We start from the raw sequence: 21,505 nt of genomic DNA on the forward strand, positions 1-21,505 counted from the left end.
ATAAAATTGCACCATTTAAGTTCTTTTTTACTGTCTATCTTTTTATTACGCACAAAAATTAGGCAAAACCTTATACATGAAGATTAAAATGAAATTTAAAATTATCAGAACTTCAATCTGATCACATCAGCGCTCTAACAGGTATATGTTAAAAAATTATATACAATGGTAAAAAATGTTCATAAAAAATGTGTCTTTTTTATAGATTATCTATACAATTTTGTCATTTTCTAAGCCTGCTTAGAAACAAAAATGATGATTAAAATTTTCGAGGTATTTAATGCTAAAGGCACAAAAGCTGACGTTAGCCGTTGTAATTAACGCTGTACTTATTTCTTCAGCATACGCAAGCGAACAAAGCGATGCAAAAGGATTTGTTGAAGGTGCTCAGGGTTCTATTTTACTGCGCAATGGTTTTATCCAGCGCGATAAAAAGAAAGGACTGCAAGATAAAAATTCTTGGGTTCAATCGGCGATGCTTAATCTTGAGTCTGGCTTTACTCAAGGCCCGATTGGTTTTGCTGCTGGTGTAGTCGGCGATTTTTCATTTAAGTTGGGTGATAATTATCATTCTGGCAACAGCATGGTTGCACTGAAAAACGATGGACGTGAAGATGCCAACGGTCGCGTTGATCCATACGATCAATGGACACGTGGTGGTGGCTTTGTAAAAGCACGTGCGTCGAATACCACCTTAACCTACGGTACTCAGGTACTTGATTTGCCTGTTTTGGCCAGTATGACCACTCGTAACACGCCAGAATATTTTGAAGGGACTTTGATTACCAGCCATGAAATAAAAGACCTTGAGCTTGTGGCTGGTAAATTCACCAAGAACCAACTTCCAGAACATATTGCATCTGACCAAAATGGTTTGGATCGTGCTTATGTCTGGGGTGCCAAATATAAATTTAATGACCAGTTGAATGCATCGTATTACGGCGCTGATATCAAAGATAAAATTGAGCGTCACTACGTGAGTGCTGCTTATAAGCAACCACTGGCAAATGACAGTTCTCTCAGTTACGAGTGGGCCGGTTATAGCACTAAGTTTAAACCAGGTGCGTCTGTATATGACAATACGCCAGTGAATACACGTACAGAAGATCTGAATAACTATATCTGGGCTTTCTCAACAACGTATAGTCAAGGTCCACACTCAGTGATGGGTGCTTACCAGCAAAATACCGGTGGTATCGGCTATGATTACGGTGTAAACCAAGACGGTGGTCAAAGTATTTATTTACCAAACTCTTACCTTTCAGACTTTAACAGCAAAGGCGAAAAATCGGTTCAATTGCAATATAACCTCGATTTGGGCGCGTATAACGTACCGGGCTTGAAGTGGACCACTGCATTTGTTTACGGCTGGGATATCGATATTGACAGCAAGAACATCGATAATGCCAACGAGCGTGAGTTCTTTAACCAATTGAGCTATACCGTTCAAAGCGGTTTTGCCAAAGATTTAAAAATCCGTGCACGTTACTCTATTTTGCGTGAAAGCGACATTGGGGCGAATGGTTATGGCGATACCAACGAAACGCGTATCTTCATTGATTTCCCAATCAAGTTCCTTTAAGTCATAAAAAAGCCCTAGCCAGTTCGCTCGCTAGGGCCTTTTAGATATCAAAAATCAAATATCAGCAAACTGGTATTTGATTTTTTTATCTTATTTTTTTGCAGCTTCAATCGCTTTGAGCACTTCTGCTTTCGCGACATCAGCACCTTCCCAACCACTGATCTTCACCCACTTACCAGGCTCTAGATCTTTGTAGTGAGCAAAGAAATGCTCAACTTGGCTGATAAGTAATTGTGGAAGATCTGTATATTCTTGCACATCTTTATAAAGTGGAGACAATTTCTCATGTGGAACAGCGATCAATTTCGCATCAATTCCACCGTCATCTTCCATATTGAGTTTACCCACTGGGCGACAACGAATCACAGATCCAGCAGCAACTGGATAAGGTGTCACTACCAATACATCTAGTGGATCACCATCTTCAGACAATGTATTTGGTACATAGCCATAGTTTGCAGGGTAAAACATCGCAGTACCCATGAAACGGTCTACAAATAATGCATCTGAATCTTTATCAATCTCATACTTGATTGGCGCAGCATTTGCTGGAATTTCAATGATAACGTAAATATCATTTGGTGCATCTTTGCCCGCAGGGATATTGTTGTAGCTCATAGCAACACTCTTTTAACGGTTAAACCTGATTTAAATCGCGTCGATTATAACGGTTTTATCAATCGAACTGCGCTGATTATACATTTTGCTTAAGGAAAAATATCTGTTCCGTTTTAGTCTATGAACTTAGACTAGACGAATAACCAGAATAAGAAGAAAGATCGGACACAGCATCGACAATAGCCACATGATTGAACGTAGCATCGCCCAGTTTGCCAAGTAGCAAATACCATAGAGCACACGCAAAATCAGATAGGCGATGCCGAAAGTCATAATCACCACCTGCTGAACTACCATATATTCTGCCATGAGTATTGCGGCAATAAATAGAGGTAAGCTTTCAAAACTATTTTGCTGTGCTGCATTGGCACGTGCTGCTAGCCCCGTAGTATTGGCCAGAAAGGCTCGCGGATTCTGATTATCTTTGGGTTTAAAACCACCTGCAAGTTTGGCAATGATGGTAAACGCATATGGCAGTAAACATGCTGCTAAAATTAGGTAAACAATACCATTTATCCCCTGCATGATCTCTTCTCAAGACATATTTTTTGATTTGCCTATCATAACATGGTGTTTTACGCCTAAATTCGGTTAAATATAGTGTTTTGTATAACGGAAGCTTAAAAGGAATACGAATGAGTCCTACAGATCAAGACGAAATATTTGAGGTCTTGGCCAAACAGCGCCAAAATCAGCTGAAAGTGGATCGTGTTCTCAAAATTGTCCTACCAATTGTTGCTTTCTTACTCAGTACCATCTGTGCAAATCTAAATTGGCAATCCACGCTCGCAACATTCATTATTCTCACCATCGCATTCTGGGCGGTGGGAATTAAACGAATGTCGCTCTGGATCTGGCTGGTATTGATCAGTATTTATTGCCTAATGGATAACTACTTAAGTTATGGGCAGCTCCAGCTTGAATATTTACGTCTGCAACTCGGCTGTATGCTGGTTTTTGCAGGATTGGTCGGAATTGGACGGCCTTATATGGATCGCTGGTTAATGACACATTAAAAAATCAGAATATAAAAAAACGCCTGACTTTCAGGCGTTTTTTGATATAGATGAATTAATTGGTTTTACGCAGGTCTTTACGCAAGATTTTACCGACATTAGATTTTGGTAACTCATCCATAAACTCGACATAACGCGGACGTTTGTAACCTGTCAAATTCTCTTTGGCAAAGCTTAAAACTTCTTCGGTTGTGAGTGATGGATCTTTTTTCACAATAAACAGTTTGGGTACTTCACCAGATTTTTCATCAGGTACGCCAATTGCAGCGACTTCCAGTACTTTCGGATGTTTTGCAATCACTTCTTCAATTTCACTTGGATAAACATTGAAGCCCGACACCAAAATCATATCTTTTTTACGATCTACAATTTTGACGTAGCCGCGATCATTCATCACGCCAATGTCACCTGTACGGAAGAAACCATCACTGGTCATAACCTTCGCCGTTTCATCTGGACGATTCCAGTATCCTTTCATGACTTGAGGCCCACGAATCGAGATCTCACCCTGTTCTCCGAGTGCAACTGGATGACCATCATCATCCAGAATCGCGACATCAGTTAATGGTAATGGAATACCAATTGTGCCACTAAATTCACTCGACGCAGGGGGATTTACCGTTGCCACAGGTGAGGTTTCTGACAAGCCATAGCCTTCAATAATGGTAACGCCTGTAATTCGTTTCCATGCTTCTGCGGTAGAAGGAAGTACCGCCATACCACCGCCCATCGCAATTTTCAATTTGCTATGGTCAAGTTGCTTAAATTCTTCGTTATGAACCAATGCATTAAACAAGGTATTTACGGCAGGAAAGAACGTCGGTTGATACTTACGTAATTCCTTAATCACAGCAGGTAAATCACGTGGATTTGGAATCAGAATATTGGCTTGACCTTTGTACATGCCATACATGGCACATACCATAAAGGCAAAGATATGATAAAGCGGTAAGGCACAGAACATTTTATCGTCTTTAGAACTGTCACCTGATCCAAACTTGCTCTGGAAGATTCCATCACATTGCAGCATATTTGCCACAAGATTACGATGTGTCAGCTCAGCCCCTTTCGATACGCCTGTCGTGCCACCCGTATACTGAAGCACAGCGGTATCACTTAAAGTGAGATTTGGTCGCTTGTAATGAGATGGACTTACCTTATTTAAAGCAGAATTAAACTTTACATGACCTGGCACATTCCACGCTGGAATCTGCTTACGCACTTTACGTAATACAAAATTAACCAGTGTACCCTTAAGTGTCCCGAGCATATCGCCGACTGAGGCAATCACCACATGCTTAACAGGTGTTTTACCCAAAATTGTTTGGTAAACACTCGCAAAGTTTTCAATGATCACCAGCACTTCTGCACCAGAATCATTTAACTGATGTTCGAGTTCACGCGCGGTATATAATGGGTTGACATTAACCAGAACCAAACCCGCTCTAAAGACGCCTAATGCCACAATAGGATACTGCAATACATTCGGCATCATGACTGCAACGCGGCTACCTTTCGGTAAATTCAGACTTTGTAAATAGGCAGCAAATTTACGGCTCGCTTCTTCAAGCTCATTAAAGGTCAATGCTTTATCCATAAAGATAAATGCATCACGTGAGCCAAATTTTTGAAAATTACGCTCAAAGATATCAACGAGCGATGTATTCTCTGGTGGTAATTCTACTGTTTCCGGAATTCCTGTTTTCTGGTATTCAGCAAACCAAATTTTTTCCATAATACAAATATCTCCAATCGGTAATTTTAAATATCAACTATTTATTCAATGATCGAGCCTATTATTGGTTTCTGCTGCCCCATCATGTCATCTATTTCCTACATTGCTTTTCATATATAACGTATTTTAGATAACCGATGCGAGCATTATCTCTGAATCAACAGTCTATTTGCTTTTTGATAACCTCGTGGTAAGAGTTGCCCTTTTGTCGCACGCTTACCCATATATTTTTGAAGGTCATCACCTTTTATTTTTAAATGTTGCTGTCCCGCAACCACCTGAATTATTTCATTTAAGCTGAGCAATGTCATGGATAAAATTTGATCTTTATCATCAAGTTGTATCAACTTATTACCCTTACCTTTGTTTAATATTGGTAATTCTGACAAATCTACAATCAGTAAACGACCAGACGAACTAAGCATAGCCAGATGCGTCGCATCACGTATCGTCAATAATGGCAATGCTTTGGCGCCCTCTGGAACACTCAGAAATGCTTTGCCTGCTTTGGCATTGGTATCTAGTTGCTTGGTCTGCGTTTTAAAGCCATAACCTGCATCACTTACTGCAATCAGTTCAGATTCCTCATCATTGATATACACTTGAATAAAGGAGACACCATTGGCAGGCGACAGTTTTGAACTTAACGGCTCGCCGAGTCCACGTGCAGAAGGTAGGTTGCCAATACTAAGCGCATAGCTTCGCCCGGTTTCATCAAGTACATAAACACGCTGATTTGACTTACCAATGGCATGACTTTGGTACTGGTCACCTGCACGATAATTTAGATTTTCTGCATCGACTTCACCTTTGGCAGAACGAATCCAGCCTGCCTCAGATAGAACAACTGTCACCGTCTCTGCTGGTAGCAAATCCTGTTCACGAATCTGTACGGCTTCTTCACGCTGTACGATTGGAGAACGTCGATCATCACCAAATTTTTTAGCATCTTCCTTAAGTTCATTGATAATCAGATTTTTTAACGATTCTGGATTACCCAATTGTTCACGAATAACTGCAGCTCTGGCTTCAAGCTCTTCTTGTTCACGGCGAATTTCCATTTCTTCTAATTTTGCCAAATGGCGCAATTTAAGTTCCAAAATGGCTTCTGCCTGAATTTCATCAATATTAAAATGTTGCATCAGGACAGGTTTGGGCTGATCTTCTTCACGAATGATCTTGATCACGGTATCAATATCCAAATACGCAATCAGCAAACCAGCCAGAATATGTAAGCGTTTTTCAATTTTATTCAAATGATATTGCAAACGACGTGTCACAGTCGTTTTACGGATTTCAATCCATTCCAGCAAAATTCGGCGAATTGATTTCACCTGAGGACGACCATCTGAACCAATCATATTCAAATTGACCCGATAACTGGTTTCAAGATCGGTGGTTGCAAATAAATGGCTCATCACAGCCGCAGCATCTACACGGTTTGAACGTAATACAATGACCAAACGCGTTGGATTACGATGATCTGATTCATCACGGACATCACTGACCAGCGGTAGTTTTTTGGCCTGCATCTGATCTGCAATCTGAGTAATGACTTTTGAGCCAGATACCTGATACGGTAGCTCAGTAATGACGATCTCGTTTTTATCAATGTGATAAACCGCCCTAGCACGATAACTACCACGCCCAGTGGTCTGAATTTTAAGTAACTCATCCTTTGGGGTAATAATCTCTGCCTTGGTCGGCAAGTCGGGTGCTGGAATATATTCTGCCAGTTTCTCATCTGTGGTTTCAGGGTTACGAATCAGGGCAATGGTCCCTTTGACCACTTCACGTAAATTATGGGGTGGAATATCCGTGGCCATGCCCACTGCAATTCCCATAGTGCCATTTAATAAAATATTAGGCACGCGCGCAGGTAAATTGATCGGTTCTTTTAACGATCCATCAAAGTTATCTTGCCAGTCTACGGTTCCCTGCCCCAATTCACTCAATAACAGTTCGCTATACGCCGACAGTTTGGCTTCGGTATAACGCATCGCAGCAAAAGATTTAGGATCATCAGGAGAACCCCAGTTTCCTTGCCCTTCCACCAAAGGATAACGATAACTAAATGGCTGTGCCATCAAAACCATGGCTTCATAACAGGCCGAATCACCATGAGGATGATATTTACCCAGTACATCACCCACAGTACGTGCTGACTTTTTGGGTTTTCCTGTTGATTTTAGGCCCAACTCACTCATTGCATATACAATACGGCGCTGTACAGGCTTTAAACCATCACTAATATGAGGCAATGCACGATCCATAATCACGTACATGGCATAGTTGAGATACGCTTGTTCTGTAAATTCGGCAACGGAACGGTTTTCAGTCGCATGATGCGCAAGGCTGGTCATAACAACGAATCATCCTAAATTAATATGTTTTGTCTTATTGGTTATCCTATGTCGCCAGACATATAGACACAAGGGAATGTCTATATGCTCTGCGTCAAATTATGTCTTATGCTGTAAAACTAGCCAGTTTTGATCTGGTATGCAATATTTTTATTTTTTATAACCCAATCGACTCAAGCGTCTTGCCTTGTGTTTCTTCGCCCAATATGACGATTACGGCTGCAACAGCAAGCAACACCAAAGTAAACATCATAAACACCTGATGAAATCCATCATGGGCCACCATCATATGTGTAACCACGATAGGTGCTGCAATGCCACCCATTCGACCAACGGCAGAAGCCCAGCCTGCGCCGAATGCTCGAATATTGGCTGGATATTGTTCAGGCGTATAAGTGTAGAGTACGCCCCATGCTCCAAGATTAAAGAATGACAATAAGCATCCCCACACCATGATGTTAAACACTGTGTCTGCCTGTCCAAAGAAGTAGGCTGATATTGCACATGCTCCAATAAATCCAGCCAGTGTGGCTTTACGCCCTAAACGCTCAACTAACCAGGCAGCAGAAATATAGCCAGGTAACTGAGCTAAAATCATGATCAAGACATATTCAAAAGACTGCACTACGCTATAACCTTGCTTGACCAGCAAACTTGGCAACCAAGTGAAGATTCCGTAATAGGAAAAGACAATTCCAAACCAGACCAGCCACAGCATTAAACTGCGTCGTGCAAACCGTCCAGACCAGAGCTGCCGAAATGAAACCTGCTGTTTTTGAGCCACAGGCTTAACGACTATGGTATCAATGACTGGAACACCTGCGTGACGCTCGATTTGCTGAACCAATTCATGTGCTTCATCAATTCGTCCTCGATTGATCAGGTAAGGAATTGATTCTGGAACTTTTTTTATAATTACATAGACATAAATTGCAGGCAGACCGCCAATCAAAAAGGCAATATGCCAACCAAAATGTGGAATCACAAAATAGGAAACTAGAGCAGCGACCAGCCAGCCAAGCCCCCAAAAGCTTTCTAATAAAACGATAAAGCGGCCACGTACATGCGCGGGGATATATTCGCTAACCAGTGTCACCGCGACTGGTAATTGCCCACCCAGCCCTAAACCCACAATAAAACGAAATGCTAGGAGCCAGGTCAGGTTTGGAGCAAAAGCACAGGCTGCCGTCGCAAGGCTGTAAATCAATAAGGTTGTGGCAAATACGGTTTTACGGCCAAATCGATCTGCCAGTCCGCCAGAAAACACAGCACCCAGTGCCATACCAATAAATCCGATACTGACAATCCAGCCACTTTCAGCAGGTGTAAGCGCCCAGTCTTTTACCAGTGTGGTCATAATGAAAGCGATAATACCTGTATCTAGCGCGTCAAACATCCATCCCAACCCTACGACCCAAAGTAGAGTGTAATGAAATTTCCCAATCGGTAAATTTTCTATACGTGACACTAAATCCATAGTTCGGACTCAATATAAATTTAATAAAGAAATGGCTTTTTATGTTTTGCCTATGAATCATGTCATTTCTTGTTATATTTTGGTATACATATCTGCAAAAAATATGCAAATAATGCATTGATCTGATGCATTTAGGTAAAGATTAAAATTCAGATTTTTCAAGACACTGAGATAACTATGGCTAGATTATCTTTAGCTTAAATCTAATTAACTATTTGAATATATAAATAATTAATGCTTATCAGTTGATGAGGCTGAATCTGCATCATCTTCCTGATAAATAAATTTTGGCATTTCCAGACCAAAATAAATGGCAATTAAGCGCAGTACAAAGCCAAAAATTAATGTGAAAATTACTGTAAGTTCTAACGACATACCAATATTGAGGCACAGCCAATAACAGATCACGGCAACAAATGAAATACTGGCATACAACTCACGGCGGAAAACCAGCGGAACGTCATTACACAAAATATCGCGTAAAATACCGCCCGATACGCCTGTTAGAACACCAGCAACAGCAGACACCACAAAACCATGACCCATTTGCAAAGCAATTTGACAGCCAATAATCGTGAATCCAATCAGACCCAGTGCATCCAGAATCAAGAAAATATTGCGTAAATGCCTCATCCATTTGGCAATCAGAATCGTAAATAATGCTGCGCAACAGGTTAGCACAAGATACTCAGGGTGTTTGACCCACGTCAGAGGATAATGACCAAGCAGGACATCACGGACAGAACCGCCACCTAAAGCAGTTACACAAGCAATCAGAATTACTCCAAACCAATCCATACTACGCCGACCAGCAGAAAGCGCGCCTGTCATGGCTTCTGCGGTAATTGCGATAATATAAATAATAGTGAGTAACATCGCCTACATCCGATCAGGCTAAAAGATGGCGGTTATTCTAAGGGATAGTTAGATAAATTGTGCACAACATTGTTTAAATTTTTTAGCAGATCCACAAATGCATGCCTGTTTCATGGTGACTTGCATATCAAGTGTCGGATCCAGAAAATACCAAGCGTGCTCAAACAGTACAAAGTGTGAAACCTCATGATGTATCTGCTCTTGTACGCCATCATGATAATACGCTTTAAATTCGACTTGCGCATGGGACTTGTCCAGCTTAGGTAAATGCCCGATGACCTCGAGTTTTAACCACTGATTTTGTTGACTCCATGCCTTGATCGCATCCTGATCCAGATACTTTTGCTGCCCCTTGGCTGTGGTTTCAATCAGATATTCAATGTATTGCAATGCAAAGGCACTGTATCGCGAACGCATCAGTTGCTCTGCATCTTTGGCCCGTTCTAAGCCCTGATGCAAAGGTTTGCAACATTGCGCATATATACCGCGACCACAAGGACAGTTGGTTAAATCATTCATCATCATCTCTTAAAGCAGAAATAGCCCCAAATGGGCTATTTCTTCATTCACTTTCTAAAAACTAGTCTTTCTCTTTCCCCGCGTCGGGATCAGCAACAATATGGACTTTTTCAATTTTGTGGCCATCCATGGTCACGACTTCAAAGATATAGCCATCTGCATGCATTTTCTGCCCATTTTCAGGCAAACGCCCCAAGTGAAATAGAATATAACCTGACAAGGTCGAATATTCCTCTGACTCATCAACCAAATCACGATTCAAAAGCAAGGAAACATGACGGATATCGGTCGAACCTTCCAGTATTAATGAACCATCTTCCAGACTCTCTGCTGCCGCTTCAAGTTCATCTTCATCTGGAAACTCACCCGCAATGGCTTCAAGCACATCAATAGGCGTCACAATCCCCTCAATTGAACCATATTCATTAAGAACAATCGCCATTTGTAACGGTGCTTGGCGTAGCTGTTCCATCACCATCAAGACCTGCGCATTTTCATGCACAATCACAGGTTCTCTTAAATGATGACTAAAGTTCAGTACACCTGTTTCGATATATTCATTCAGCACCTTATGTGTCAGGGTAATGCCTTCAATATTGTCCAGCTCGCCACGTGCCACAATAAGACGTGAATGTGTCATCGTAAGTAAACGTTCTTTCAGCAACTCTGGTGCAACATCCAAATCAATCCACTCAATCTCTGGACGTGGTGTCATCACCGATTTAACTGGGCGTTCGGCAAGACCTAAAACACCTTGAACCATCACACTATGATAAACACTATTTTCTTCATCAAAAACCTCATCTGCAAAGGCTTGTGTCGCCAGTACATTTTCATTCTCATTTTTCTGGGAATCTGAACCATTACTTGAGTTTTTCCCGCCCAGCATTTTCATCACCGCAGATGCAGTGCGATAACGTAAATCTGTGGTGGTGACTGATTTTTCCTGATTATGACGCATGGTCTGGTTCATCATTTCAATCAACACCGCAAAGCCGATTGCTGCGTATAAATACCCTTTTGGTATATGAAAACCAAAGCCTTCCACCACCAAAGAGAAACCAATCATCATCAGGAATGACAAACACAAAATCACGACTGTTGGATGTTTATTGACAAAATCCATCAATGGTTTAGATGCCCACAGCATGATACCTACAGCAATGATTACTGCGATCATCATAACAGGAAGATGCTTAACCATCCCCACTGCGGTAATTACACTATCCAGCGAGAAGACGGCATCAAGCACCACGATCTGAACAATCACCATCCAGAAGGTTGCATGGACAGGATTTTCTTCTTTTTGAAACTGTTTACCTTCCAGACGCTCATGCAGTTCCATGGTTCCTTTAAACAGCAGGAATACACCACCAAATAGCAAGATCAGATCACGCCCTGAAAATGGATGATCAAAAATATGAAAGAGTGGCTCGGTCAGCGTAACCACCCATGCAATTGAAGCCAGCAGAATCAGACGCATTCCCAAGGCCAGAATTAAACCCACAATACGTGCGGTATTTCGTTGTTCTGGCGGAAGCTTTTCTGCCAAAATAGCAATAAAGACCAGGTTATCAATACCCAGTACAATTTCTAAAACAACGAGCGTAGCAAGACCTACCCATGCTGAAGGATCAGACATCCATTCAAAAATCATTGATGCTTCTCCCCAAAATCCAACATGTTGTATTTATGGCGATATAAATCAAAACTGAAAGTTGAGATGTTTTGATCAGAATATTCTATAAAAAAAGAGAAAATATCGGAGCGACGACAACCACTACCCATGTTCATAATAATGTTGTTAAACAGGTTTTCAGTATAGGCAAGATTAATCAGAAATTCACTCTTTTTATTTCACTTGCCTTGCTGTGTAACTATATCGTCATATAAGTCTTCACGCTTTATACAAGGTCAGGATAAAGTTGTCATATTTCTTGCTTAATATTAGGCAATCGAATAACGTGATAAGGTAAAAACGAAAAGATGAATAGCGTAGTTAAAATGACCTTAGAGTTGAATAGTAAAGACAAAACAACCCAACCTTTGATTGCCTTATATTGTGGATCACGCGCCGGAAATAAACCTATTTATCGAGAAAAAGCCATTGAACTGGCACAAGGTATTGCCGAACAGGGCTTTGGTATCGTCTACGGTGGAGCCAGTATTGGCCTGATGGGACAAGTGGCAGATACAGTCCTCGAAAACGCTGGTGAAGTAGTTGGTGTCATTCCCGAGTTCATGCTCGATTATGAAGTCGCTCACTCCAAACTGACAGAATTACACGTCGTACAAACCATGCATGAACGTAAAGCCATGATGGCAGATCGCGCCAATGCATTTATTGCATTACCTGGTGGCCTGGGCACCTTTGAGGAAATCTTGGAAATTGCCACTTGGGGGCAATTAAATCAGCATCAAAAACCCATGATTTTATATAATGTTAATGGATTTTATGAAGCGCTGATTGCTCAGCTTGACCATGCCGTTGAGGAAGGATTCTTGCCACCCCAACATCGCGCCAAGCTGATCGTTTGTCAAAGTCTTGAAGAGATCTATACCGCTATTAAGAATCTCAATGTTCCGAGTGGCTTTATGGCCTAACCCCTCTTACGTCCTTGCTTTGTTTTTTGTGGCAACCTGGCTACAAAAACAAAGCAGCCCCTGTTTAAAAGATATTACTACAGTACGTTTCATGTTAGTTTTTGAGTTAAGTTCTACACACACCATGTATTGACTATGAATGCTACTCCATCGCACCAACGCTTACAGCCTGAATTCAGACTTTTGGTCTTGTTGGTTTCGATCGGTTTTTTCATGCAGGCACTGGATACCACTATTGTCAATACCGCACTTCCTGCAATGGCTCGCCATCTTAATGAAGATCCACTTCACATGCACGGCGTGGTGGTCGCTTATGTGCTGTCTGTCGCAGCCTTTATTCCCCTCAGTGGCTGGCTGGCCGATCGTTTTGGCGTGCGTAATACCTACTTTGCCGCTATTGTGATCTTTACCTTAGCCTCTTTGGGTTGTGGATTATCGCAATCTCTGAATCAATTGATTTTCTTCCGTGTGATTCAAGGACTAGGCGGTGCATTATTGCTTCCCGTGGGACGTTTGGCGATGCTCAAACTGATCCCACGGACCCAATTTCTTTCTGCGATGAGCCTGATGAGTCTGGCTGGCCTCATTGGGCCGCTGATTGGCCCAACCCTAGGCGGTTGGCTGGTCGAAGTGGCAACTTGGCACTGGGTATTTTTAATTAATATTCCAATGGGACTTTTGGGGATTTTGGTGACCTTTAAGGCCATGCCAAATGTCAAACAAAAAGAAGTAAAGTCCTTCGATTTAAGTGGTTTTGTTCTATTGATGGTCGCAATGATTGGTCTATCTTTGGGCATCGAACAACTCTCTAGTCGTGAATACCCACAATGGGTGAGTATTTCTCTACTCATTGCAGGTATTTTGGCAACCATCATTTATGCTTACCATTCACACATGCATGAAAATGCCTTATTTCGCAGCACGCTATTTAAAAACAAAATTTATGCAATTGGCGTATTGGGTAACTTTTTTGCGCGCTTTGGCGGCAATGCTGTCCCATTCATTTTGCCGCTGATGCTTCAGGTTGCATTTGGATTTGAACCGTTTTATACAGGACTGATGATGATTCCATTGGTTTTGGGTTCATTATTTTCAAAACCGATTGTGCGTCCGATTATTCAGCGTCTGGGATACCGCAACGTATTATTAACCAACACCATACTGGTCGGCTGCTGTATTGCCAGTTTCTCTCTCACAACTGCCGAAACCCCAGAATGGTTACGCGCGATTCACTTTTTTATTTTTGGAACTCTCAATTCGATTCAGTTTGTTTCCATGAATACCCTTACCTTAAAGGATTTGTCACAACAACAAGCCAGTAGTGGTAACAGTTTTCTTTCCATGATCATGATGCTCTCGATGAGTATTGGGGTGGCGCTGGCAGGCACACTGGTCAATATGTTTAGTCATTATTTTGGACCACAACACATGGCAACCACGTTCCATGCCACTTTAATTTGTATGGGCTGCATTAATGTGGTCACAGCTTTAATTTTTTCAAGAATTCCTCGCAACATCCCTGTATGAGCATTGCATTTTGAACATGGTGCGATGCGCTGCTTCACGTTATGATAAGACAAATTATCCATCACAAAGTCGGAATGAAATTACCTCATCAACTTAGATTACTTTACTCTCCAAAGTTTTTGGGAATCGGGTTTTCACTCGTTATGGTGATCTTGATTTATGTCGGCTTTTTTTATAATCAGATGGCTTCGGCACAAGACTATACAGTTCGAGGATTTGATGTTTCACATCATCAGGGTAATATCGACTGGGCTAAAATTTCACCGCAAAAATTCCAGTTTGTATATCTCAAAGCGACAGAAGGGGGCGATTTTCAAGACCCAAAATTTCAGGAAAACTGGTTAAAGGCACGCGAGTATCACTTTCACGTCGGGGCATATCATTTTTATCGTTTATGTCGTGATGGCAAAACTCAGGCAGAAAACTTTATTGCTACTGTGCCTAAAAAGATTGATGCATTGCCACCTGTCATTGATCTCGAATACGATGCAAACTGCATTAATACCTATACCAAAGAGCAACTGCTTGAACAAATCAAAGTAACGCATGATTTGCTCAAAGCACATTATGGCAAACAGCCGATTTTTTATGTCTCAAAGAACTTTTATCATATTGTCTTAATGGGAAGCTTTCAGAATGCTCCTTTATGGATTCGGGATTACGATGGCAAACCCGAACTCAAAGATGATCGTCAATGGCTGTTCTGGCAATACACCAGTAAGAGTAGCATTAAAGGAATTGAAAAGCCTGTTGATCTCAATGTTTATGCAGGTTCATTACAACACTGGCAACAGTTTGTAAATCAAAAATCTCAAATCACAAATACAGTAAAATGAGAAAAATCATTCACATTGATATGGATGCCTTTTATGCATCTGTCGAATTGCGGGAGCGACCAGAGCTTAAAACGCTTCCTGTTGTTATTTCATCACATCATCCCCGTGCCGTTATTGCAGCAGCTTCATATCCAGCCCGGGTCTATGGGTTACGCTCTGCCATGCCGATGGGACAAGCCAGAAAGCTGTGTCCGGATCTCATTATTATTGAACCTAATTTTGATAAATATCGCGCGGTTTCTCACCAGATTCACCAAATCTTTCAACAGCATACCCATATTATTGAACCGCTTTCTTTAGATGAAGCGTATTTGGATGTGACTGAAAATTTAAACAATTTACCCAGCGCAACCGATGTTGCCATTCAGATCCGACAACAGATCTGGGAGCAAACAAGTCTTACTGCATCTGCAGGGGTTGCACCCAATAAATTTTTGGCAAAAATTGCCTCCGACTGGAATAAACCCAACGGCCTTTGTGTGATTAAACCGCATCAGGTGATGCAGTTTATACAAAATCTACCCTTAAAAAAAATTCCTGGTGTAGGACGCGTCACCCAAGACAAACTACAGCAGCTTAAACTTGAAACACTTGGAGATTTACAACACATCGAAGAAGCGGTACTCATTCAGCACTTTGGTAAATATGGCAAACAGCTCTATTTATATGCCCAAGGGATCGATCATCGGTCAGTACAAGCTGAACGTGTCCGTCAACAAATTTCCAAAGAAACCACCTTTGATCAGGATCTGTATCTTCATGAATGTTCAAGCTACTGGCTGATGCTTGCAGAAAAAGTATGGCAATCGCTTCAAAACAAAAACTTACAGGCACGTGGGGTAAATATCAAACTAAAAAATAAACATTTTCAGGTTTTTCAGCACAGCAAAAGCTTTAAACGTGCCCTGCAATCACTGGATGAATTTAAATCAGTTTTAGCGCTGTTATTACAAGAAATTTCCTTAACCTTAGATGATCAATACCGCTTAATTGGCGTTGGACTCTATCAATTAAGTCCAAGTGCAAGTGAATCACAACTCACTTTGTGGTAGTCGTATTTTTTTTACACAAAAATTTAAATTCTTGATCAAAGCTATTTCACATTGAATAAATTTTAGAGTAATCTTAGCCACGCAAATGCATTTACCCATGTATCTGCTGAAATGCAATCAGATACCTTTACTTATTGCATTATGTCCTGTAATTGGCGCGACGACAAAATCCGAATATTGCAGGGCATCCGACCTGAAAGCATGGGATTCTCAATTATAAATGGCTTCAAATTTATCATCTTCTGTCCCTTCAAATGAAAAACGTGCACGCAAAGCTGCTTTTAGTAGTTTTATCGGTGCGGTTGTTGACTGGTACGATTTTCTCCTTTACGGCATTGTCGCTGCATTGATTTTTAATCAACAGTTTTTTCCAAGCATTAGTCCTGCGATGGGAACTTTGGCCGCCTTTGCAACGTTTGGTGTAGGCTTCCTCTTCCGCCCGCTCGGTGGTGTGGTCTTTGGACATTTTGGCGACCGTTTAGGTCGTAAAAAAATGCTATTTCTGACCGTATTCCTGATGGGTACTGCAACAATATTGATCGGTCTTTTACCCAACTTTGAAGCAATTGGCTGGTGGGCACCCGTCTTACTGGTGTTGTTGCGTGCTATTCAAGGCTTCGCTGTCGGTGGTGAATGGGGTGGTGCTGCCTTAATGGCAGTTGAGAATGCGCCTGCGCACCGAAAAGCATTTTATAGCAGCGGTGTACAGATCGGCTATGGCGTCGGTCTTATGTTGGCGACTGGTAGCGTATCCTTGATTATTTATATCTTTGGACAAGACGGCTTTGCTGACTGGGCATGGCGAATCCCTTTTCTTGCCAGTATCATTCTGGTGCTATTCGCACTTTGGGTTCGTGGCGGTCAAGATGAGTCACATGAATTTGAACAAGAAGTGATTAAAAAACAGATCGCACCTGTTAAAATTCCTTTATTTGAAGCTGTTCGTCAAAATCCAAAAGGTTTTTTCTACATTATCGCTTTGCGTCTAGCAGAACTGCTGACCATGTATCTGGTCACCACTTTTGCTCTAAATTATTCCACCAAAAATCTGGGCATGTCGTCTAGCTTATTTTTACACATTGGTCTGATGGTCGGTGCAATTAGCTGTTTGACGATTCCTTTCTTTGCACATATTTCAGATCGTTTTGGACGCCGACGCATGTGCGTGATTGGCGGTCTGATTGGTGCAATCTGTGCATTTCCATTTTTCTTTGCGCTTGAAAGTGGCTCTACCTTCTGGATCGTACTGTTTGCTATTTTATTGGCCAATCTGTCACATGATATGGTGGTCAGTGTTCATCAGCCTATTTTTACCGAACTCTTTGGTGCATCTTATCGTTATAGTGGTGCGGGCGTAGGTTATCAGGTGGCCAGTATTGTAGGCGGTGGGTTTACGCCTTTTATTGCAACAGGTCTGATCACACTAGGTCATGGGCACTGGCAATATGTCGCAATTTATTTAACCATCGGTTGTTTACTCACCACGTGGGTTGCAGCACGAATGAAAGCCCAAGTACAATCAGTACATCCTTCTTCTGGTTATGTTACAGGCAAATAAATGAGCGTACAGCGCATACATGTAGAAAAACGCTTTTCTGAAATTGCCATTTCAGGCAATTTGGTTCATCTTGCGGGACAGCTCGCAAGCGATACCCAGCTTGATATCAAAGGTCAGACCCAACAAACTCTGGATATCATTGATCGCTTTTTGGCTGATGCAGGTACGGACAAAAGTCATATCTTATCAGTCATGATTTTCTTAAAAGATATCGAGCATGATTATGATGCAATGAATGAAATTTGGGATGCATGGTGTGCAGATATCCAAGCCCTTCCACGTACCTGTGTTGAAGCCAAGATGTATCGCCCAGACGTACTAGTCGAAATGACTGTCACGGCTGTAAAACCCTAATTAGCCTTTGGCAAATGCACTATACTTGATCAATCTTTCGCTGGGTTCTGTCAAAATTGGATAATTCACTTCTTTAGGTAATACTGACTGATAAAAATCATCTCTCAAACTCACGAGATGTGGTACATGCGTATAATGCAAAATACGATAGCCGACAGATTCCAGCAATTGCTCTTTATATTTATCTTGTTGCGTTCTTCGCGTATGTAATGGATCAGAAAAATCAACAATGGCCAGTACATGGTAGTGCTGATCCAGAATTACAAAATCTGCCATCATATTTTGATATTTATCACGGGTACGCGGTAGTTTTGTGGTAATCAACGCATCAAATGAAACACGTGCCAATACATTCAGCTCAGGCAAAGCTTCTTTTAAACGATTAAAAAACAGTTGCTCATGTGCACTAAATACAGCACGTTGCTTGAGTACGCTATCATTTTTTTGTTTACGCTGTAACCCTTTCAAGCTCGCAAAAACAAATAAGGCAAATATGCCTATCATTAATAACCAGTACATTTATTTCATTCCTTTTATGTATTTTTATAATCTCGGTTAAAAACCAAATTTATATCTTGATCTATTGTTATAAAGATCAAACAGCAATATCCCTCGCTTTACTTTAAATTAAATTGTTCTCATCACTTTGGCAAGAGCGACCAATGTATGACGCCGTTTGGTCATTTCAGTGTTTTACCTCATCATCTTTGTTTTTATCGTCATTATTACCTATATGATTATTCATAAAAATGAATTACTTCCGCTAAAAGTTTAAATATTTTCAGATAATGAGAAACTGATTATTTATATGAGAACTTCTTTCTATAATACTGATATTTTTTGTATATAAATTTTTCGAAATGATTAAAAACAAAAAACGCCCCAAGATCTGGAGCGTTTTTATCATCATTTAACGATGAGCTTTGCTTCGAGATTTATTTTTCGATGGCTGACGATCTTTGGAAGAACGGTTTTCACCATTTTCACGCGGTGGTAAGCCAGTATGCTGAGTCAATATTTGACCTTTTTGTGGACGTTTCGCTTGTTGAGATGGCTGCTGATTTGACTGAGTATTACGTTTGACCGAATCCCCTGCACTACTTGAATTTTTCTTACGCGCCGATTTATATTCACCATCACTACCTTTCGGTTGATAAGTCGGAATCAAATGATTCTTGGAATTACCAATCAGATCAGCACGTCCCATTTCTTTCAGTGCATCACGTAATAGCGGCCAGTTGTTTGGATCATGATAGCGCAAGAAAGCCTTATGCAAGCGACGACGTTTTTCACCTTTTACGATATCTACATTTTCGGTATAACGCGCCACTTTGGCCAATGGGTTTTTGGCAGAGTAGTACATGGTGGTTGCTGTCGCCATTGGCGATGGATAGAAGGTTTGCACCTGATCGGCACGGAAACCATTTTTCTTAAGCCAGATTGCCAGATGCATCATGTCATAATCGGTGGTACCTGGATGTGCTGCAATAAAGTAAGGGATCAGATACTGCTCTTTACCAGCTTCTTTACTAAAACGGTCAAACATTTGCTTGAAACGATCGTAAGTACCAATACCTGGCTTCATCATTTTTGAAAGCGGGCCTTGTTCTGTATGCTCTGGGGCAATTTTTAAATATCCCCCCACATGATGCTGGACCAGTTCCTTTACATATTCAGGATTCAGCACAGCCAGATCATAACGCAGACCAGAACCAATCAGGATCTTTTTCACTCCCTTAATCGCACGCGCCTTACGGTATAACTGTACCAGTGGTGTGTGATCGGTATGTAAATTCTGGCAAACACCAGGATATACACAAGACGGTTTACGACAGTTCTTTTCAATTTCTGGATCTTTACATGCCAATCGATACATATTGGCAGTCGGCCCACCTAAGTCAGAAATAATACCTGTAAATTGTGGGGCGGTATCACGAATTTTTTCAATTTCACGCAGAATAGATTCTTCTGAGCGGTTCTGAATAATGCGACCTTCATGTTCGGTAATCGAGCAGAAGGTACATCCGCCAAAGCAACCACGCATGATATTGACTGAAAACTTGATCATATCAAACGCAGGGAAACGCGCATCGCCATAGGCTGAATGCGGTAAGCGTGCATACGGCAAATCAAATACGTAGTCCATTTCCTCTGTGGTCAATGGAATAGGTGGCGGATTAATCCAGACATCACGTTCACCATGACGCTGTACCAATGCACGTGCATTACCTGGATTGGTTTCTAAATGCAGGATTCGGTTAGCATGTGCGTAAAGCACATGGTCATCAGCAACCTCTTCAAAAGAAGGTAGACGGATTACCGCTAACTCACGTGGCGGTAACTTGTGCTTAATTGCTTTTGATGGGACAGGTTTAAGCTGAATAATCTGGGTGTCTTTATCCAGTTGGTCACCTTCACGGACCACTGGCTTACTTACGATCTCTTTTTGGAAATTCTGGTATTGCGCCAGTGAATTACCTTTTTCTTTTTCAACTTCACAACCATCAATATCTTCGGTCATCACATAAGGATTGATAATTGGATCAACCCGACCCACAGTATCCACATCATTACTGGCAATTTCGATAAATTGTGCTTTAGATGCTTTATTATGTTTATTAATGATAAAAGCTGTACCACGAACATCAGTGATTTCATGGATTTTTTCACCTTTAGCCAAACGATGCATAACATCGATAATGGCACGCTCGCCATTCCCATACATCAGCAAGTCGGCTTTAGAATCCATCAAAATTGAGCGACGAACCTTATCCGACCAATAATCATAATGAGCAATACGACGTAAACTGCCTTCAATCCCGCCCAATAAAACAGGTACATCTGGAAATGCCTCACGGCAACGCTGACAATATACGGTTGCAGCCCGATCAGGACGTTTGTTTGGTTCATTGTTCGGAGAATAAGCATCATCTGAGCGAATTTTACGATCTGCCGTATAACGATTGATCATCGAATCCATGTTTCCAGCCGTTACACCCCATGCAATGGTCGGTTTACCCAGTACGCGAAAACTTTCTACATTAGTCCAGTCAGGTTGTGCAATGATTCCAACACGAAAACCCTGTGCTTCTAATACTCGCCCAATAATGCCTGAAACAAAAGATGGATGATCAATGTAGGCATCCCCACACACTAAAATAAAATCGCAAGCATCCCAGCCTAGCTGATCCATTTCCTCGCGTGACATCGGCAAAAATGGCGCAGGTTCAAAACACGACGCCCAATATTTGTCGTAATCAAACAGCGCTTTTGGCGCGGTCTGCATGGTATAGGCAGTAGACATAGCTTGCAATTCTCGGCTTGCTGAATAAAAAGAAGGCTGACATCAAAGATGAAAGCCGATCATTTTAACATGAATTTCATTCAT

Annotated in this window: 18 protein-coding genes; 8 read left to right on the forward strand and 10 right to left on the reverse strand. The window is 41.4% G+C overall.

What is annotated here, in order from left to right:
* Window positions 1-280 precede the first annotated feature (280 nt).
* The gene (locus F952_RS01880) at window positions 281-1,582 is read left to right on the forward strand and encodes an OprD family porin (protein WP_004920766.1); all 1,302 of its coding nucleotides are present in this window, start codon (window positions 281-283) and stop codon (window positions 1,580-1,582) included.
* Between the two features lie 90 nt (window positions 1,583-1,672).
* Here the strand turns inward: F952_RS01880 and ppa are convergent, their stop codons facing one another.
* Entirely contained in the window at window positions 1,673-2,200 is a 528-nt protein-coding gene (gene ppa, locus F952_RS01885) for an inorganic diphosphatase (protein WP_004920767.1), read from the reverse strand.
* Window positions 2,201-2,326: 126 nt separating this feature from the next.
* The gene (locus F952_RS01890) at window positions 2,327-2,725 is read right to left on the reverse strand and encodes an MAPEG family protein (RefSeq protein ID WP_004920768.1); all 399 of its coding nucleotides are present in this window, start codon (window positions 2,723-2,725) and stop codon (window positions 2,327-2,329) included.
* Between the two features lie 110 nt (window positions 2,726-2,835).
* On the opposite strand from F952_RS01890, the gene F952_RS01895 reads away from it, so the two are divergent.
* On the forward strand, window positions 2,836-3,216 hold the full coding sequence (locus F952_RS01895; protein ID WP_004920770.1) for a hypothetical protein: 381 nt from the start codon (window positions 2,836-2,838) through the stop codon (window positions 3,214-3,216).
* A 55-nt stretch (window positions 3,217-3,271) separates the two neighbouring features.
* Here F952_RS01895 and F952_RS01900 read toward each other — a convergent pair whose 3' ends face one another.
* From F952_RS01900 to F952_RS01925, 6 genes are all read right to left on the reverse strand, one after another.
* Entirely contained in the window at window positions 3,272-4,951 is a 1,680-nt protein-coding gene (locus tag F952_RS01900) for an AMP-binding protein (protein WP_004920772.1), read from the reverse strand.
* Window positions 4,952-5,097: 146 nt separating this feature from the next.
* Window positions 5,098-7,314: a DNA topoisomerase IV subunit A gene (parC, locus tag F952_RS01905; RefSeq protein WP_004920774.1), complete on the reverse strand. Its 2,217-nt coding sequence runs from the start codon at window positions 7,312-7,314 to the stop codon at window positions 5,098-5,100.
* A 157-nt stretch (window positions 7,315-7,471) separates the two neighbouring features.
* Entirely contained in the window at window positions 7,472-8,791 is a 1,320-nt protein-coding gene (gene niaP, locus F952_RS01910; RefSeq protein WP_004920776.1) for a niacin transporter NiaP, read from the reverse strand.
* A 231-nt stretch (window positions 8,792-9,022) separates the two neighbouring features.
* Window positions 9,023-9,667 (reverse strand): trimeric intracellular cation channel family protein, encoded by a 645-nt coding sequence (locus F952_RS01915; protein WP_004920778.1) that lies wholly within the window; start codon window positions 9,665-9,667, stop codon window positions 9,023-9,025.
* Window positions 9,668-9,715: 48 nt separating this feature from the next.
* Window positions 9,716-10,186, reverse strand: coding sequence for a YchJ family protein (locus F952_RS01920; RefSeq protein ID WP_004920780.1), 471 nt, complete (start codon window positions 10,184-10,186; stop codon window positions 9,716-9,718).
* 61 nt (window positions 10,187-10,247) lie between these two features.
* Window positions 10,248-11,843: a TerC family protein gene (locus F952_RS01925; protein WP_004920782.1), complete on the reverse strand. Its 1,596-nt coding sequence runs from the start codon at window positions 11,841-11,843 to the stop codon at window positions 10,248-10,250.
* Window positions 11,844-12,172: 329 nt separating this feature from the next.
* On the opposite strand from F952_RS01925, the gene F952_RS01930 reads away from it, so the two are divergent.
* The 6 genes from F952_RS01930 (at window position 12,173) to F952_RS01955 (ending at window position 18,117) form a co-directional block, all read left to right on the forward strand.
* A complete protein-coding gene (locus F952_RS01930; protein WP_004920783.1) occupies window positions 12,173-12,790 on the forward strand; it encodes an LOG family protein in 618 nt (205 codons plus the stop codon).
* 135 nt (window positions 12,791-12,925) lie between these two features.
* On the forward strand, window positions 12,926-14,317 hold the full coding sequence (gene mdtD / locus F952_RS01935) for a multidrug transporter subunit MdtD (protein ID WP_004920786.1): 1,392 nt from the start codon (window positions 12,926-12,928) through the stop codon (window positions 14,315-14,317).
* A 74-nt stretch (window positions 14,318-14,391) separates the two neighbouring features.
* Window positions 14,392-15,153, forward strand: a complete 762-nt coding sequence (locus tag F952_RS01940; RefSeq protein WP_026056903.1) for a glycoside hydrolase family 25 protein — start codon at window positions 14,392-14,394, stop codon at window positions 15,151-15,153.
* The gene (dinB, locus tag F952_RS01945; protein ID WP_004920790.1) at window positions 15,150-16,205 is read left to right on the forward strand and encodes a DNA polymerase IV; all 1,056 of its coding nucleotides are present in this window, start codon (window positions 15,150-15,152) and stop codon (window positions 16,203-16,205) included. Before F952_RS01940 ends, dinB begins: the two co-directional genes overlap by 4 nt.
* A gap of 220 nt (window positions 16,206-16,425) precedes the next feature.
* Window positions 16,426-17,763: a shikimate transporter gene (gene shiA / locus F952_RS01950; RefSeq protein WP_004920792.1), complete on the forward strand. Its 1,338-nt coding sequence runs from the start codon at window positions 16,426-16,428 to the stop codon at window positions 17,761-17,763.
* Window positions 17,764-18,117: a RidA family protein gene (locus tag F952_RS01955; protein WP_004920793.1), complete on the forward strand. Its 354-nt coding sequence runs from the start codon at window positions 17,764-17,766 to the stop codon at window positions 18,115-18,117.
* On the opposite strand, the gene F952_RS01960 is transcribed toward F952_RS01955, so the two are convergent.
* Together F952_RS01960 and F952_RS01965 are read right to left on the reverse strand one after the other, a co-directional pair.
* Complete coding sequence (locus tag F952_RS01960) at window positions 18,118-18,636, reverse strand: DUF2726 domain-containing protein (protein WP_004920795.1); 519 nt, start codon at window positions 18,634-18,636, stop codon at window positions 18,118-18,120.
* A gap of 391 nt (window positions 18,637-19,027) precedes the next feature.
* Window positions 19,028-21,421 (reverse strand): YgiQ family radical SAM protein, encoded by a 2,394-nt coding sequence (locus F952_RS01965; protein WP_004920798.1) that lies wholly within the window; start codon window positions 21,419-21,421, stop codon window positions 19,028-19,030.
* Window positions 21,422-21,505: the final 84 nt, after the last annotated feature.

It is taken from the genome of Acinetobacter baylyi DSM 14961 = CIP 107474, assembly GCF_000368685.1.
GTDB classification, from domain to species: Bacteria; Pseudomonadota; Gammaproteobacteria; order Pseudomonadales; family Moraxellaceae; genus Acinetobacter; species Acinetobacter baylyi.

Bases quoted from the DNA above. Each gene is read 5' to 3' on its own strand.
- shiA (WP_004920792.1), top strand. From the start codon at position 16,426: ATGGCTTCAAATTTATCATCTTCTGTCCCTTCAAATGAAAAACGTGCA.
- F952_RS01965 (WP_004920798.1), bottom strand. From the start codon at position 21,421: ATGTCTACTGCCTATACCATGCAGACCGCGCCAAAAGCGCTGTTTGAT.
- ppa (WP_004920767.1), bottom strand. From the start codon at position 2,200: ATGAGCTACAACAATATCCCTGCGGGCAAAGATGCACCAAATGATATT.
- F952_RS01890 (WP_004920768.1), bottom strand. From the start codon at position 2,725: ATGCAGGGGATAAATGGTATTGTTTACCTAATTTTAGCAGCATGTTTA.
- F952_RS01955 (WP_004920793.1), top strand. From the start codon at position 17,764: ATGAGCGTACAGCGCATACATGTAGAAAAACGCTTTTCTGAAATTGCC.
- F952_RS01880 (WP_004920766.1), top strand. From the start codon at position 281: ATGCTAAAGGCACAAAAGCTGACGTTAGCCGTTGTAATTAACGCTGTA.
- F952_RS01895 (WP_004920770.1), top strand. From the start codon at position 2,836: ATGAGTCCTACAGATCAAGACGAAATATTTGAGGTCTTGGCCAAACAG.
- F952_RS01915 (WP_004920778.1), bottom strand. From the start codon at position 9,667: ATGTTACTCACTATTATTTATATTATCGCAATTACCGCAGAAGCCATG.
- mdtD (WP_004920786.1), top strand. From the start codon at position 12,926: ATGAATGCTACTCCATCGCACCAACGCTTACAGCCTGAATTCAGACTT.
- parC (WP_004920774.1), bottom strand. From the start codon at position 7,314: ATGACCAGCCTTGCGCATCATGCGACTGAAAACCGTTCCGTTGCCGAA.
- F952_RS01940 (WP_026056903.1), top strand. From the start codon at position 14,392: ATGAAATTACCTCATCAACTTAGATTACTTTACTCTCCAAAGTTTTTG.
- F952_RS01960 (WP_004920795.1), bottom strand. From the start codon at position 18,636: ATGTACTGGTTATTAATGATAGGCATATTTGCCTTATTTGTTTTTGCG.
- F952_RS01925 (WP_004920782.1), bottom strand. From the start codon at position 11,843: ATGATTTTTGAATGGATGTCTGATCCTTCAGCATGGGTAGGTCTTGCT.
- dinB (WP_004920790.1), top strand. From the start codon at position 15,150: ATGAGAAAAATCATTCACATTGATATGGATGCCTTTTATGCATCTGTC.
- niaP (WP_004920776.1), bottom strand. From the start codon at position 8,791: ATGGATTTAGTGTCACGTATAGAAAATTTACCGATTGGGAAATTTCAT.
- F952_RS01920 (WP_004920780.1), bottom strand. From the start codon at position 10,186: ATGAATGATTTAACCAACTGTCCTTGTGGTCGCGGTATATATGCGCAA.
- F952_RS01930 (WP_004920783.1), top strand. From the start codon at position 12,173: ATGAATAGCGTAGTTAAAATGACCTTAGAGTTGAATAGTAAAGACAAA.
- F952_RS01900 (WP_004920772.1), bottom strand. From the start codon at position 4,951: ATGGAAAAAATTTGGTTTGCTGAATACCAGAAAACAGGAATTCCGGAA.